This is a genomic window from Hydrogenophaga sp. L310 (assembly GCF_055703065.1).
The window spans coordinates 435,938-449,535 of record NZ_JBVPZA010000001.1; the positions used below are offsets into that span (position 1 = coordinate 435,938).

The 13,598-nt window shown below is 63.2% G+C and carries 14 protein-coding genes; 11 read left to right on the forward strand and 3 right to left on the reverse strand.

Going from position 1 to position 13,598, the window contains the following annotated elements; translation table 11 throughout:
• Positions 1-43: 43 nt before the first annotated feature.
• The 7 genes from AC0GNO_RS02100 to dnaB all read left to right on the forward strand — a co-directional run bounded on the left by AC0GNO_RS02100 (position 44) and on the right by dnaB (position 5,668).
• Entirely contained in the window at positions 44-304 is a 261-nt protein-coding gene (locus AC0GNO_RS02100) for a DUF4212 domain-containing protein (RefSeq protein WP_472902766.1), read from the forward strand.
• Between the two features lie 3 nt (positions 305-307).
• Positions 308-2,416 carry a sodium:solute symporter family protein gene (locus AC0GNO_RS02105; protein WP_472902767.1) on the forward strand — a complete coding sequence of 703 codons (2,109 nt, stop codon included), beginning with the start codon at positions 308-310 and terminating at the stop codon, positions 2,414-2,416.
• Positions 2,417-2,565: 149 nt separating this feature from the next.
• The gene (rpsF, locus tag AC0GNO_RS02110; RefSeq protein WP_305362689.1) at positions 2,566-2,955 is read left to right on the forward strand and encodes a 30S ribosomal protein S6; all 390 of its coding nucleotides are present in this window, start codon (positions 2,566-2,568) and stop codon (positions 2,953-2,955) included.
• A 38-nt stretch (positions 2,956-2,993) separates the two neighbouring features.
• On the forward strand, positions 2,994-3,266 hold the full coding sequence (priB, locus tag AC0GNO_RS02115) for a primosomal replication protein N (RefSeq protein WP_305723356.1): 273 nt from the start codon (positions 2,994-2,996) through the stop codon (positions 3,264-3,266).
• Positions 3,267-3,278: 12 nt separating this feature from the next.
• A complete protein-coding gene (gene rpsR / locus AC0GNO_RS02120) occupies positions 3,279-3,560 on the forward strand; it encodes a 30S ribosomal protein S18 (protein ID WP_177139773.1) in 282 nt (93 codons plus the stop codon).
• A 13-nt stretch (positions 3,561-3,573) separates the two neighbouring features.
• The gene (gene rplI / locus AC0GNO_RS02125) at positions 3,574-4,026 is read left to right on the forward strand and encodes a 50S ribosomal protein L9 (protein WP_472902768.1); all 453 of its coding nucleotides are present in this window, start codon (positions 3,574-3,576) and stop codon (positions 4,024-4,026) included.
• A 211-nt stretch (positions 4,027-4,237) separates the two neighbouring features.
• Positions 4,238-5,668 carry a replicative DNA helicase gene (dnaB, locus tag AC0GNO_RS02130; RefSeq protein WP_472887228.1) on the forward strand — a complete coding sequence of 477 codons (1,431 nt, stop codon included), beginning with the start codon at positions 4,238-4,240 and terminating at the stop codon, positions 5,666-5,668.
• A gap of 66 nt (positions 5,669-5,734) precedes the next feature.
• Here dnaB and AC0GNO_RS02135 read toward each other — a convergent pair whose 3' ends face one another.
• From AC0GNO_RS02135 to AC0GNO_RS02145, 3 genes are all read right to left on the reverse strand, one after another.
• Positions 5,735-7,525, reverse strand: coding sequence for a PhoH family protein (locus AC0GNO_RS02135; RefSeq protein WP_472902769.1), 1,791 nt, complete (start codon positions 7,523-7,525; stop codon positions 5,735-5,737).
• Positions 7,526-7,708: 183 nt separating this feature from the next.
• Complete coding sequence (locus AC0GNO_RS02140; protein WP_305362684.1) at positions 7,709-8,185, reverse strand: peroxiredoxin; 477 nt, start codon at positions 8,183-8,185, stop codon at positions 7,709-7,711.
• Between the two features lie 178 nt (positions 8,186-8,363).
• Positions 8,364-8,744 (reverse strand): Mth938-like domain-containing protein, encoded by a 381-nt coding sequence (locus AC0GNO_RS02145; protein ID WP_177139783.1) that lies wholly within the window; start codon positions 8,742-8,744, stop codon positions 8,364-8,366.
• 158 nt (positions 8,745-8,902) lie between these two features.
• Between AC0GNO_RS02145 and AC0GNO_RS02150 the strand changes: the two genes are divergently transcribed.
• The 4 genes from AC0GNO_RS02150 to mobB are packed head-to-tail and all read left to right on the forward strand — an operon-like array spanning position 8,903 to position 13,565.
• Complete coding sequence (locus tag AC0GNO_RS02150) at positions 8,903-10,183, forward strand: pyridoxal phosphate-dependent aminotransferase (protein WP_472902770.1); 1,281 nt, start codon at positions 8,903-8,905, stop codon at positions 10,181-10,183.
• A 59-nt stretch (positions 10,184-10,242) separates the two neighbouring features.
• The gene (locus AC0GNO_RS02155; RefSeq protein WP_472902771.1) at positions 10,243-11,565 is read left to right on the forward strand and encodes a homoserine dehydrogenase; all 1,323 of its coding nucleotides are present in this window, start codon (positions 10,243-10,245) and stop codon (positions 11,563-11,565) included.
• A 1-nt stretch (position 11,566) separates the two neighbouring features.
• Positions 11,567-13,009: a threonine synthase gene (thrC, locus tag AC0GNO_RS02160; RefSeq protein ID WP_472902772.1), complete on the forward strand. Its 1,443-nt coding sequence runs from the start codon at positions 11,567-11,569 to the stop codon at positions 13,007-13,009.
• A 22-nt stretch (positions 13,010-13,031) separates the two neighbouring features.
• Positions 13,032-13,565 (forward strand): molybdopterin-guanine dinucleotide biosynthesis protein B, encoded by a 534-nt coding sequence (gene mobB, locus AC0GNO_RS02165; RefSeq protein WP_472902773.1) that lies wholly within the window; start codon positions 13,032-13,034, stop codon positions 13,563-13,565.
• Positions 13,566-13,598: the final 33 nt, after the last annotated feature.

The window sequence follows — 13,598 nt, forward strand, 5'->3', positions numbered from 1 at the left end:
ACGTGATGGCAGCCAGACGTTGTTGAAGAAACCAATGGATCCCATGGAACCCACCGAGAACCACCGCCGCTACTGGCGGAAAAACCTGAACATCACGGCCGTCCTGCTGGCGATCTGGTTTCTCGTGACCTTCGTGGTGAGTTACTTCGCCCGCGATCTGAACTTCAATTTTTTCGGCTGGCCCTTCAGCTTCTGGGTGGGGGCGCAGGGCGCTCTGGTGGTGTATTGCCTCATCATCGGGTTCTACGCGTGGTACATGAACCGGCTCGACATCGAGCACGGGGTGGATGAGGACAGGCCCTAAGCCATGACCGGTCGACCCGAATCCCGCCGCAGCGCCAGCGACATCGCCGCCGGCAAGACGTTCAAGCAGCAGCTCAACAAGGTGTACCTCTGGTACACGGGGGGGTTCGCCCTGTTTGTGGTCACACTGGCCGTGCTGGAGCAGATGGGTCTGCCGCGCGACTGGATCGGTTTCATCTTCCTGCTCGCCACGATCGGTCTCTACGCGGGCATCGGCATCATGAGCCGCACGACAGACGCCACCGAGTACTACGTCGCCGGCCGCCGGGTGCCCGCCGTCTACAACGGCATGGCCACCGGCGCGGACTGGATGTCGGCCGCATCGTTCATCGGCATGGCCGGCACCCTCTACCTCACGGGCTACAGCGGCCTGGCTTTCATCATGGGCTGGACAGGCGGCTATTGCCTGGTGGCCCTGCTGCTGGCGCCATACCTGCGCAAGTTTGGTCAGTTCACCATCCCCGACTTCCTGGGCGAGCGCTATGGCGGCAACCTGCCGCGCCTGCTCGGGATTGCTGCGGCCATCCTGTGTTCATTCACTTATGTGGTGGCCCAGATATCGGGTGTGGGCCTGATCACTTCGCGCCTGACCGGCGTGGCTTTCGAGCTCGGAATCTTCCTCGGACTGGGCGGTATCCTGGTGTGCTCGTTCCTGGGGGGCATGCGCGCCGTGACCTGGACCCAGGTGGCGCAATACATCGTGCTGATCGTGGCCTACATGCTGCCGGTGGTGTGGCTGTCCGTCAAACAGACGGGGGTTCCGGTACCCCAGGCCATCTACGGGTTTCAGCTTGAAAAGGTGACGGCCAAGGAAAAGCTGCTCGCGAACGATCCCAAAGAGTTGGCCGTGCGCGAGATCTACAAGGCACGCGCGATCGAACTCGCCGCTCGGCTGGAGAACCCCGCAGCCGCCCTGGTGGCCGCCAAGGCAGCCGCCGAGGCAAAACTCGCCGGATTGCGCACGGCGAATGCGCCGTCGGCGCAGATATCGGCCGCCGAAAAGGCTTTGTCGGCCCTGCCGCGAGATGCAGCCTCGGCCCGGGTCACCTGGAACCGCGCCAAGGTCGAAGCCGACACCAAGTCGTTGCCGCTCAACGGCATGCCGCCCCATGCGGCCCAGTTTGCCGGAGATCCCGACGGAAACGCCGAGGACCGACAGACCTACGACGAATCGCGCCGAAACTTCCTGGCGCTGATCTTCTGCCTCATGGTGGGCACCGCAGCGCTGCCCCACATCCTGATGCGCTACTACACCGTGCCCAGCGTGAAGGAAGCCCGGCAATCGGTGACCTGGTCGCTGTTTTTCATCTTCCTGCTGTACTTCACCGCACCGGCGCTGGCCGTGCTGGTGAAGTTCGAGGTGTTCCATGTGCTCATCGGCACCCCGTTCGACCAGTTGCCGCAGTGGGTTTCCGCCTGGAACAAGGTGGACCCCTCGTTGCTGTCGGTGACCGATATCAACCAGGACGGGTTGTTGCAGCTCAACGAAATGTCCATCGGCGGCGACATCATCGTGCTGGCCACCGCAGAGATTGGTGGCTTGCCTTACGTGATCTCCGGTCTGGTGGCCGCCGGGGGGCTGGCCGCGGCGCTGTCCACCGCCGATGGCCTGCTGCTGACCATCGCCAACGCCCTGTCGCACGACCTCTACTACAAGATGATCGACCCCAACGCGTCCACCGCGCGCCGGGTCACCATCTCCAAGGTGCTGCTGCTCATGGTGGCCCTGGTCGCGGCGTACGTGGCGGCGCAGAAGCCGGCGGACATCCTGTTCCTCGTCTCGGCCGCGTTTTCATTCGCCGCGGCGGCGTTTTTCCCGGCACTCGTGCTGGGCATCTTCTGGAAACGCGCCACCGGCATTGCCGCGGCCCTGGGCATGATCGCGGGTCTGGGCGTCACGTTCTACTACATGGTGACCACACAGCCGTGGTTGCGCGATGTGTTTGGGGTCACCTCACCGGTGGAGCTCTGGTTCGGCATCCTGCCGATTTCAGCCGGCGTGTTTGGCGTCCCACTGGGCTTCGCCGTGATCATTCTGGTGAGCCTGGTCACGCCGCCGCCCAGCCGCGAAGTGCAGGACCTGGTGGAGTACGTGCGCTATCCCCGGCGGTAGGCCCCCGGAGTCATTGCTCGGCTTCGGGATGGATGGAGCAAACCAAGTCCGTTTTACAACCACCCTGGTTCTTTGCTAGAATCACGGGCTTGCCTTGCTGCACCCCAAACAGACGCTGGGGGCGGCTTTTTTATCCAAAAGGAGAGTCTATGCGTCATTACGAAATCGTTTTGCTGATCCATCCGGATCAAAGCGAACAGGTTCCAGCCATGCTGGAGCGCTACAAGGGCATGATCACGGCCGGCGGCGGCAAGATCCACCGCGTGGAAGACTGGGGCCGTCGTCAGATGGTTTACCAGATCAACAAGCTGTCCAAAGCCCACTACCTGTGTGTCAACATCGAGGCCGATCAGGCTGTGATGGCTGAGCTGGAGCACGCCTTCAAGTTCAACGACGCCGTGCTGCGCCACCTGACCGTGCTGAAGAAGAAAGCCGAAACCGGCCCTTCGAGCATGATGAAGTCGGTCGAGCGTGAAGAAGCCCGCAAGGCCCAACCCGCCCCCCACGCCAGCCAGGAACCGCGAGCCCAAGCCGCCTGACCAAGGGCGTGTCGTCGTCAGCGGTCAACCGGTTCCAGTTGTCCGCCGTGGTCGTGCAGGTACAAAGCCTGCGCTACACCCCGGCCGGCATCCCGGCTGTCAATCTCGTGCTGGAGCACGAGTCGACGGTCACGGAAATGGACACCCCTCGACTGGTGAAACTGCAACTGAGGGCTGTGGCCTTCGGTGCCCAGGCCGAAACACTGTCCCGACAGGGGCTGGAATCGGTTTGCGAGTTTCACGGTTTCCTGACGAATGCACGCAACGGCAAAGGCGTCGTGTTTCATATCCAAGATTTCAGCAAGACATAGGAAAGGCCCATCATGGCTGCACCGAAACGTTTCAACAAAGACAAGCGCCCCAAGCGCAACACCCAATCGCTGCTGTTCAAGCGCAAGCGCTTCTGCCGCTTCACCGTGGCGAACGTCGAAGAAGTCGACTACAAGGACATCGATGTCCTGCGTGACTTCATCGCCGAAAACGGCAAGATCATCCCCGCGCGCCTGACCGGCACCCGCGCCTTCTACCAGCGCCAGGTCAACACGGCCATCAAGCGCGCACGCTTCCTGGCCATGCTGCCTTACAGCGACCAGCACCGCGTCTGAAAGAGAGCCTGACATGCAAATCATCCTGCTCGACAAAGTTGTCAATCTCGGCGCCCTGGGCGATGTGGTCAAGGTCAAGGACGGCTACGCCCGCAACTTCCTGATCCCGTCCGGTCGTGCCCGCCGCGCCACGCAAAACGCCATCGCCGAATTCGAAGCCCGCCGCGCGGAACTCGAAAAAGTGGCGGCTGCCAAGCTGGCTGAAGCCCAGGCACTGGGTGAAAAGCTGGCTGCTGTGACCATCAAGCTGTCGCAAAAAGCCGGTGTGGACGGTCGCCTGTTTGGCTCCGTCACCAACCACGACGTGTCCGAAGAGCTGAACAAACAAGGCTTCGCTGTGACCAAGTCGCAAGTTCGCATGCCCAACGGGCCGCTGAAGAACGCTGGCGACTACACCGTGAGCGTCAACCTGCACACCGACGTCACCATCGATGTCGCTGTTTCGGTGCTCGGCGAAACCGCCTGATCGCTCCCGCCATCCCCGGCAGCTTGCTGTCGGGCGTGGAACCGGAAGCCGCCGCCCTCGGGCTGGCGGCTTTTTTATTTCTGCCGGCCACGTTGGCGCTTTGGCCGGACTTGTCCCACGATCTCCCCCGGAAGTTCACGGGTTGTCCACAGACTTGTCCCCTGACAGGCCGGTGCCCCGGACGTACCATTGGCGCTACTTCAGGAAAGCCATGTCAACCGCATTCTCCAGCCCCCTTTCTTCGTTTGATGCCGGACTTGACGAGGTCGATTTCGGTGCCGACCGGCAGATCGCCCAGCTGCGTGTTCCTCCGCATTCCATCGAGGCCGAATCCAGTGTGCTGGGTGGCCTGCTGCTCGACAACCACGCCTGGGACCGCGTGGCCGATCTGGTCAACGATTCCGACTTCTACCGCTACGAACACCGTCTGACGTATTCCGCCATCGCCTCGCTGGTCAACGCCAGCAAGCCGGCCGACGTGGTCACGGTGTTTGAACACCTGCAGAACCTGGGCAAGGCCGACGAGGCCGGTGGCCTGGCCTACCTGAACTCGCTGGCGCAATACGTGCCCAGCGCGGCCAACATCCGCCGCTACGCCGAGATCGTGCGCGAACGCGCCATCCTGCGCAAACTGGTCGCTGCCAGCGACGAAATCGCCACCGCGGCCTTCAATCCGCAGGGCCGGCAGGTCGCCAAGATCCTGGACGAAGCCGAGCAGAAGATCTTCAAGATCGGCGAAGAAGGCTCGCGCATGAAGGAGGGCTTCCAGGGCATGGACACGCTCGTGGTCGAGCTGCTGGACCGTGTGCAGGAAATGGCCGACAACCCGATGGACGTGACGGGCGTGCCCACCGGTTTCATCGATCTGGATCGCATGACCTCGGGCCTGCAGGCGGGCGACCTGGTGGTGCTGGCCGCGCGCCCCTCCATGGGCAAGACGGCGTTCGCCATCAACATCGCCGAGCACGTGGCGCTCAACGAAGGTCTGCCGGTGGCGGTGTTCTCCATGGAAATGGGCGCGTCCCAGCTCGCGGTGCGTATCGTCGGCTCCATCGGCCGCATCAACCAGGGCCACCTGCGAACCGGCAAGCTCACCGACGACGAGTGGCCGCGCCTGACCGAAGCGATCGAGAAGCTGCGCAACGTGTCGCTGCACATCGACGAAACCCCGGGCCTGACCCCGAGCGAGCTGCGCGCCAACGCGCGGCGCCTTTCGCGTCAGTGCGGCAAGCTGGGCCTGATCGTGGTTGACTATCTTCAGCTCATGAGTGGCTCCAGTTCCGACGGCGGTGACAACCGGGCGACCGAACTCGGCGAAATCTCGCGGGGCCTGAAGATGCTGGCCAAGGAGCTGCAGTGCCCGGTGATCGCGCTCTCTCAGCTCAACCGCTCGGTTGAAACCCGCACCGACAAGCGCCCCATGATGAGCGATCTGCGCGAGTCCGGCGCCATCGAGCAGGATGCGGACATCATCATGTTCATCTACCGCGACGAGTACTACACCAAGGACGCCTGCAAGGAGCCGGGCGTGGCCGAGATCATCATCGGCAAGCAGCGCAACGGACCGACAGGTACCGTGAAGCTGACCTTCCTGAACACGCTCACACGTTTCGAGAGCCTCGCGGGCGGTGGCGATTTCTGAGCCTCCGACCTTTCAAAGAAAAACCCGGCATGGCCGGGTTTTTCTTTGGGGCCGGTTGAGGCCCGATCAGAGGACTTCACTGGCGAAGTCGGCCAGTCGCGAACGTTCGCCGCGCGCGAGCGTGATGTGCCCACCGTGCGGCCAGCCCTTGAAGCGGTCCACGGCGTAGGTCAGGCCCGAAGAACCCTCGGTGAGGTACGGCGTGTCGATCTGCGCCAGGTTGCCCATGCAGATGATCTTGGTGCCCGGGCCCGCTCGGGTGATCAGCGTCTTCATCTGCTTGGGCGTCAGGTTCTGCGCCTCGTCGATGATCACGTACTTGTTCATGAAGGTGCGACCGCGCATGAAGTTCATGCTCTTGACCTTGATGCGGCTGCGGATCAGTTCGTTGGTGGCGGCGCGGCCCCATTCGCCAGCGTTGCCGCCGTCGCCCTTGGCCAGGAACTCCAGGTTGTCGTCGAGCGCGCCCATCCAGGGGCCCATCTTTTCTTCTTCGGTGCCGGGCAGGAAACCGATGTCTTCACCCACGCTCACGGTGGCGCGGGTCATGATGATTTCGGTGTAGCGGCGGTCATCCAGCACCTGCGTCAGGCCGCTGGCCAGGGCCATCAGTGTCTTGCCGGTGCCGGCCGTGCCGGCCAGGGTGACGAAATCGACCTCGGGGTCCATCAGGATGTTGAGCGCGAAGTTCTGTTCGCGGTTGCGGCTGGTGACGCCCCAGACCGCGTTTTTCAGGTGCGTGAAGTCCTTGAGCGTCTTGAGGACCGCGGTTTTGTCCCGGATTTCGGTCACGCGGGCGTACAGCGAGGGTTCGCCGGGCGCTTCGAAGTACACAAACTGGTTGATGTAGAACTGGCTCACCGCCGGACCGCTGACGCGGTAGAAGGTGTGGCTGCCGCTGGCCCAGCTCTCGATCGTCTTGCTCTGGCGGGTCCAGAAGTCCTGCGGCAGGGCCAAGGCACCGGCGTAGAGCAGTTCACCGTCATCCAGGGTCTTGTCGTTCTGGTAGTCCTCGGCGGCCAGGCCCAGCGCACGGGCCTTGACCCGCATGTTGATGTCCTTGGACACCAGGATCACTTCGCGCTGAGGGTGCTTGTCGCGCAGGGCGTGAACCACGCCCAGAATCTGGTTGTCGGCCTTGCCCTGGGGCAGGCTGGCGGGCAACTGGGCGTCCAGCGGTTCGGTCTGGAAAAACAGCAAGCCGCGCGCAGACAGGTGGCCGGTGGCCGAGAGCTTGAGGCCGCGTGTCATGTCGCCGCCTTGCTGTGCGACCAGGGCATCGAGCGTGCGGCTGGTCTGGCGGCCGTTGCGGGCGACTTCCGTCATGCCCTTCTTGTGGCCGTCGAGTTCTTCGAGCACGATCATGGGCAGGAAGATGTCGTGTTCCTCGAAGCGGAACAGGCTCATCGGGTCGTGCAGCAGCACGTTGGTGTCCAGGACGAACAAACGGGCCGGTCCGGTTGACCCGCCGGATTTGGCGCGCCCTGCGCGGCGGTTGCTGGCCACGGGCGAAGCGCGCGACACGGTCTCGCTGCCGATCGGTGGTTTGCCCGTTGGCTGGGGCGCACGGAATTCGACCGGTTGGCGTTCGGCTGCCGGGGCGGCGGGAGATGGCCCACGCACGGCAGGTTGGGATGGCACCGGAGCCAACTCTGGCTTGCGCTCCCGGCCACGGGAGCGCGCACCGGCTTTTGAAGTCGTCGCCTCGTTGGCGGGTGCCGCAGGAGCGGCACGCAAGGGAGAAACCGCTCGCTCGGGTTCTGGAGAAAAGCTGATCAATTCTTCTGATGCCCTGAGGCTGTAGGCATCGGAGGCGAGCAGGGCGGCGCGTTTGGAGGGGGCAGGTGGCAGTGGCATGGAGGGCTTGGAGGTTCAGCGCTGGGCCGGAAAGCAAAAAGCCGCCGGGGAAACCGGGCGGCTTTTTGGGCTGCTGAGGGCAGTGAAAGAGGGGCGGGCGAAAGATCTTCCCAATGTCATGAACCCATTATGCACGAGCCATATGGCGGTCAAATTCCACCGCCACCGGCGGTGTGGTTAAGCTCAAACGGCCTTTTTCAGGGCCTTGACGGCTTTCAGCACGTCTTCAACATGGCCCGGCACCTTCAGGCCGCGCCATTCCTCCTTGAGCACGCCATCGGCGCCAATCAGGAAGGTGCTGCGTTCGATGCCCTTGACTTTTTTGCCGTACATGATCTTGTTCTTGACCACGCCAAACATGTGGCACATTTTTTCTTCCGTGTCGGCGATCAGTTCGAACGGCAGTTCAAGCTTGGTTTTGAAGTCATCGTGCGACTTCATGTTGTCGCGCGAGACGCCGAACACATGGGCCCCAGCCTTGACGAAGTCTTTGTACTTGTCACGGAACTGCATGGCCTCGGTGGTGCAGCCGGGCGTGTTGTCTTTCGGGTAAAAATACAGCACAACGGTCTGGCCGAGGTGAGTCTGGTTGCTGACTTTGATGCCGCTGGTGGCCAGGGCTTCAAATTCGGGAATGGGTTTGTTGACAACGACTGCCATACTGCGTGGACCCCTGACGTAAGTTGGTGGTGATTCGTTGGCTTCCCGTGTGCATCGAGCACGCCACGGGCGGCGTGCGCCCAATGGCTGTCGAGGCAGGAAACAATCCAGTATTTTACCCTGAACAGCGTTGCCGGGCCGAGGATGGACCCGAATGGACCGCTCGGTACCCGTGTATTCAGGTGCCAATCAGCAGGGCGGCCAGCACCCGCCGGCCTTCGCCGGCGAGGATGTTGTAGGTGCGGCAGGCCGCCAGGGTGTCCATGGTTTCCACGCCAATACGCTGGTTGATCAGGCACTCCAGCATGCCCGGACGCACGAACCGCAGGCGCGGGCCACTGCCAAACACCACCAGCTCGGGCTTTACAGGCGAGCAGCTCAGCAGTTGCTCGAAATGCGCGGGTTCCAGGTCTTCGAACCGCTCGCAGGCCCACGGCAGCAATTCCCCGGACGACGCGAGGATGAGGCTTTGCGTGTGGCGCTGACCGTTGATCGCGATCCATCCATCGCCGTAAGCGTTGATGGTGTGCAGATCGGGCTTGTCAGCGTGCAGTTTCATGGGAAAGTCGGGCGCAGGAATGGGGCGGAGCGTGCACGGATACGGTGTAAAACTGTGGTCAAATTGTAGGTTTTCCCTACAAGACGCACCGTAATATAGCGCCCAGCGCCATAGCCCGGCTCTCCACCTCTTTCTACGGCCCCCAAGCGGGAGGGACTTTGAAAACCATCCAAAAATCCGCCAAGCTCGCCAACGTCTGCTATGACATCCGCGGTCCCATCATGGACGCGGCGCGCCAGATGGAAGAAGAGGGCCACAAGATCATCCGCCTGAACATTGGCAACCTGGCAGTGTTTGGTTTTGATGCCCCCGAGGAAATCCAGCAGGACATGATCCGCAACCTGCCGAACTCGGCGGGGTACTCGGACAGCAAGGGCATTTTTGCGGCGCGCAAGGCGGTGATGCACGAGACGCAGAAACAGGGCGTCAAGGGCGTGACGCTGGATGACATCTACCTCGGCAACGGCGCCAGTGAGCTGATCGTGATGGCCACCAACGCCTTGCTCGACGATGGCGACGAGCTGCTGCTGCCATCGCCCGACTACCCGCTGTGGACGGCGGCGGTCAGCCTCTCGGGTGGCACGCCGGTGCACTACCTGTGCGACGAGTCCAACGGCTGGATGCCCGATCTGGACGACATCCGCCGCAAGATCACGCCCGCGACCAAGGGCATTGTGGTCATCAATCCGAACAACCCGACCGGCGCGCTCTATTCCGACGAACTGCTCCAGGCGATCGTGGCGATCGCGCGCGAGCACGGCCTGGTGATCTTTGCCGACGAGGTGTACGACAAGGTGCTCTACGACGGCGTGAAACACACCGCCATGGGCAGCCTGTCGGAAGACGTGCTGACGCTGACCTTCAATTCGCTGTCCAAGAGTTACCGCTCCTGCGGATACCGCGCGGGCTGGATGATCGTCTCGGGCAACAAGAAGCCGGCCCGGGACTACATTGAGGGCCTGAACATGCTCTCGAACATGCGCCTGTGTGCCAACGTGCCGGGCCAGTGGGCGATCCAGACCGCGCTCGGAGGCTACCAGAGCATCAACGATCTGGTGTGTGAAGGTGGTCGGCTGCGCCGCCAGCGCGACTTGGCCTACGAACTGATCACCGCCATTCCGGGCATGAGCTGCGTCAAGCCGACGGCGGCGCTCTACATGTTCCCGCGCCTTGACCCGGCGATGTATCCGGTTGAAGACGACCAGCAGCTGTTCCTGGAGCTGCTGCAGGAAACCCGCGTGATGCTGGTGCAGGGCTCGGGCTTCAACTACCCGGACAACCAGCACTTCCGCATCGTTTTCCTGCCGCACGAGGACGATCTGCGCGAAGCCATTGGCCGCGTGGCCAAGTTCTTCGAAGGCTGGCGCAAGCGCCATGCGTCCGCACACGCATCAATCGCCCCCGCAATGGGCAACACCGCCACTCTGGCGGCTCCCTAAACTGGGCACCTCAGGTCATGGCCTGGCACCGATATTTTTGAAGCCGAGAGTTAACAACGATGAAACCGATCCAAGTAGGCCTGCTGGGTATAGGCACCGTGGGCAGCGGCACGTTCCACGTGCTGCAGCGCAACCAGGAAGAAATCAAGCGCCGCGCCGGCCGTGGCATCGAGATCACCATGGTGGCCGACCTTGACGTGACGCGTGCCCAGGGCATCGTCGGCCCCGGCGTGCAGGTGGTGAACGACGCGCGCGCCGTGATCGCCAACCCCGATATCGACATCGTCATCGAGCTCATCGGTGGCTACGGCATCGCCAAGGCCTTGGTGATGGAAGCGATTGCGGCCGGCAAACACGTGGTGACCGCCAACAAGGCTTTGCTCGCTGTGCACGGCACCGAGATTTTTGCTGCGGCTTCAGCCAAGGGCGTGATGGTGGCGTTCGAAGCGGCCGTGGCTGGTGGCATTCCCATCATCAAGGCGCTGCGCGAAGGCCTCACCGCCAACAGCATCCAGTGGATCGCCGGCATCATCAACGGCACCACCAACTTCATCCTGTCAGAGATGCGCGACAAGGGGCTGGACTTCGGCGTTGTGCTCAAGGAAGCGCAGCGCCTGGGCTACGCCGAGGCCGACCCGACCTTCGACATCGAGGGCGTGGATGCGGCGCACAAGGTCACGCTCATGAGCGCGATCGCCTTCGGCATCCCGGTGCAGTTCGACAAGGCCTACGTGGAGGGCATCACCCAACTCGGCGCCACCGACATCAAATACGCCGAACAACTCGGCTACCGCATCAAGCTGCTGGGCATCACCAAGCGCACCGACAAGGGCATCGAGCTGCGCGTGCACCCGAGCCTGGTACCGTCCAAGCGCCTGATCGCGAACGTGGAAGGTGCGATGAACGCGGTGGTGGTGCAGGGCGATGCCGTGGGCACCACGCTGTACTACGGCAAGGGTGCGGGCAGCGAGCCCACCGCCTCGGCCGTGATCGCCGATCTGGTGGACATCACCCGCCTGCACACCGCCGACCCCCTGCACCGCGTGCCGCACCTGGCGTTCCAGCCCGACAAGATGAGTGACTTGAGCGTGTTGCCGATGAGCGAGGTGGTGACCAGCTACTACCTGCGCCTGCGCGTGGCCGACGAAGCCGGCGTGCTGGCCAAGGTGACGGGCTTGCTGGCCAATGCCGGCATCAGCATCGACGCGGTGCTGCAGCGCGAGGCCGACGAAGTGGGCGGCGAAGGTTCGACCCAGACCGACCTGATCATCCTCACGCACGACATCCGTGAAGGCGTCATGAACGACGTGCTCGCGCAGATGCAGGCGCTGCCTTCGGTGCTGGCACCGATCACGCGCATCCGCAAGGAAGAACTGAACTGAGATGCTGTACCTCTCCACCCGCGGTCACCCGGACCGCAAGCACTTCTGCGAAATCCTGCTGGAAGGCCTGGCGCCTGATGGTGGTCTGTATTTGCCCGAGCGTTACCCGCAGGTGGAAGCGGCCACGCTGGCGCGCTGGCGCGGCGTGTTCAATGGCGGAGCGGCCGGTGGTTACGCCGCGCTGGCGTTTGAGGTGCTGTCGCTCTACATCGACGACATCCCCGCGGCCGACCTGAAGGCGCTGTGCGACAAGACCTACACCGAAGCGGTGTACGGCTCTGCGGCCATCGTGCCGCTGAAGCAGCTGGAAGACGGCTTCTACCTCGAAGCCTTGTCCAACGGCCCGACGCTGGCCTTCAAGGACATGGCCATGCAGTTGCTGGGCAACCTGTTCGAATACGAACTGGCGCGCCGCGGTGAAGAGCTCAACATCCTGGGGGCAACGTCTGGCGACACCGGCAGCGCGGCAGAGTACGCGATGCGCGGCAAGCACGGCGTGCGCGTTTTCATGCTCAGCCCGCACGGCCGCATGAGCCCGTTCCAGCAGGCACAGATGTTCAGCCTGATGGATGAGAACATCCACAACATCGCCATTGAAGGCGTGTTCGACGACTGCCAGGACATCGTCAAGAACGTGTCGAACGACCTGGCCTTCAAGCGCCACTACAAGATCGGCACCGTCAACTCGATCAACTGGGCACGCCTGTTAGCCCAGGTGGTGTATTACTTCGCCGGCTATTTCCAGGCGACCACGTCGAACGATCAGAAGGTGAACTTCACCGTGCCCAGTGGCAACTTCGGCAACGTCTGCGCCGGCCATGTGGCACGCCAGATGGGCCTGCCGATCCAGACGCTGGTGGTGGCGACGAATGAAAACGACGTGCTCGATGAGTTCTTCCGCACCGGCGTCTACCGCGTGCGCGCCAGCGCCGACACGCACGAGACCTCCAGTCCGTCGATGGATATCTCCAAGGCCAGCAACTTCGAACGTTTCGTGTTTGACCTGCTGGGCCGCGACGGCGCGCGCGTGAAGGCGCTGTTTGGCGAGGCGTTGAGCAAGGACGGCCGTTTTGATCTGGGCGCCGACCCGGTGTTTGCCGAAGCCGCGAGCCACTACGGGTTTGTCAGCGGCAAGAGCACCCACGCCGACCGCCTGGCCACCATCAAGGACACCTTCGAGCGCTTCGGCGTGATGATCGACACCCACACCGCCGACGGCGTGAAGGTGGCGCGCGAGCATTTGAATGCGGCGACGCCGATGATCGTGCTGGAAACCGCCTTGCCCATCAAGTTCGCCGAGACCATCGTCGAGGCGCTGGGGCGCCAGCCCGACCGGCCCGCCAAGTTCGACGGCATCGAAGCCCTGCCCAAGCGCGTGCAGGTGATGCCGGCGGACACGGCGGCGGTGCAGCGCTACATCACCCAGCATTGCCCCGCGGCGTGATGCCCGGGCGTCGGCAGCGGGCATGAAAGTCGTCGGCTTTGCAGGTTTTTCCGGTGCGGGCAAGACCACGCTGCTTGAACAGCTGATCCCCGTCCTGCGTCAGCGGGGCCTGCGGGTCTCGGTGGTCAAACATGTGCACCATGGCTTTGAAATGGACCACCCCGGCAAGGACACCTGGCGCCATCGCGAGGCCGGAGCCTACGAGGTGGTGGCCGCGTCGCCGCAGCGTCTGGTGCTGATGCGCGAATTCGAGCGGCCGGTGGAGCTGACGGTCCACGACGTGATTCGCACGCTGCACCCGGGTGTGGACTGGGTGCTGGTCGAGGGCTACCGCGACAGCAACCTGCTCAAGGTCGAGGTCTGGCGTGCGGCCACCGGCAAGCCCGTGCTGTACCCGGACGATCCCTTTGTCGCCGCCATCGCCACCGACAGCGCCGATCAATTGCCGCAGACCACCCTGCGCCCGGTGCTGAATTTGAACGACGCCGCTGCCGTGGCCGGCTGGCTGCTCGACAATGAAGACCGTTTTGACTATGTTCCCGAGGCCTACATCTGACCCGGCGGACATGCCCACCCACCGACCCTGACG

Coding starts and splice junctions, on each gene's coding strand:
- AC0GNO_RS02155 (WP_472902771.1), top strand. CDS start 10,243: ATGAAACCGATCCAAGTAGGCCTGCTGGGTATAGGCACCGTGGGCAGC.
- rpsF (WP_305362689.1), top strand. CDS start 2,566: ATGCGTCATTACGAAATCGTTTTGCTGATCCATCCGGATCAAAGCGAA.
- rpsR (WP_177139773.1), top strand. CDS start 3,279: ATGGCTGCACCGAAACGTTTCAACAAAGACAAGCGCCCCAAGCGCAAC.
- rplI (WP_472902768.1), top strand. CDS start 3,574: ATGCAAATCATCCTGCTCGACAAAGTTGTCAATCTCGGCGCCCTGGGC.
- mobB (WP_472902773.1), top strand. CDS start 13,032: ATGAAAGTCGTCGGCTTTGCAGGTTTTTCCGGTGCGGGCAAGACCACG.
- AC0GNO_RS02140 (WP_305362684.1), bottom strand. CDS start 8,185: ATGGCAGTCGTTGTCAACAAACCCATTCCCGAATTTGAAGCCCTGGCC.
- AC0GNO_RS02135 (WP_472902769.1), bottom strand. CDS start 7,525: ATGCCACTGCCACCTGCCCCCTCCAAACGCGCCGCCCTGCTCGCCTCC.
- dnaB (WP_472887228.1), top strand. CDS start 4,238: ATGTCAACCGCATTCTCCAGCCCCCTTTCTTCGTTTGATGCCGGACTT.
- AC0GNO_RS02100 (WP_472902766.1), top strand. CDS start 44: ATGGAACCCACCGAGAACCACCGCCGCTACTGGCGGAAAAACCTGAAC.
- thrC (WP_472902772.1), top strand. CDS start 11,567: ATGCTGTACCTCTCCACCCGCGGTCACCCGGACCGCAAGCACTTCTGC.
- AC0GNO_RS02145 (WP_177139783.1), bottom strand. CDS start 8,744: ATGAAACTGCACGCTGACAAGCCCGATCTGCACACCATCAACGCTTAC.
- AC0GNO_RS02105 (WP_472902767.1), top strand. CDS start 308: ATGACCGGTCGACCCGAATCCCGCCGCAGCGCCAGCGACATCGCCGCC.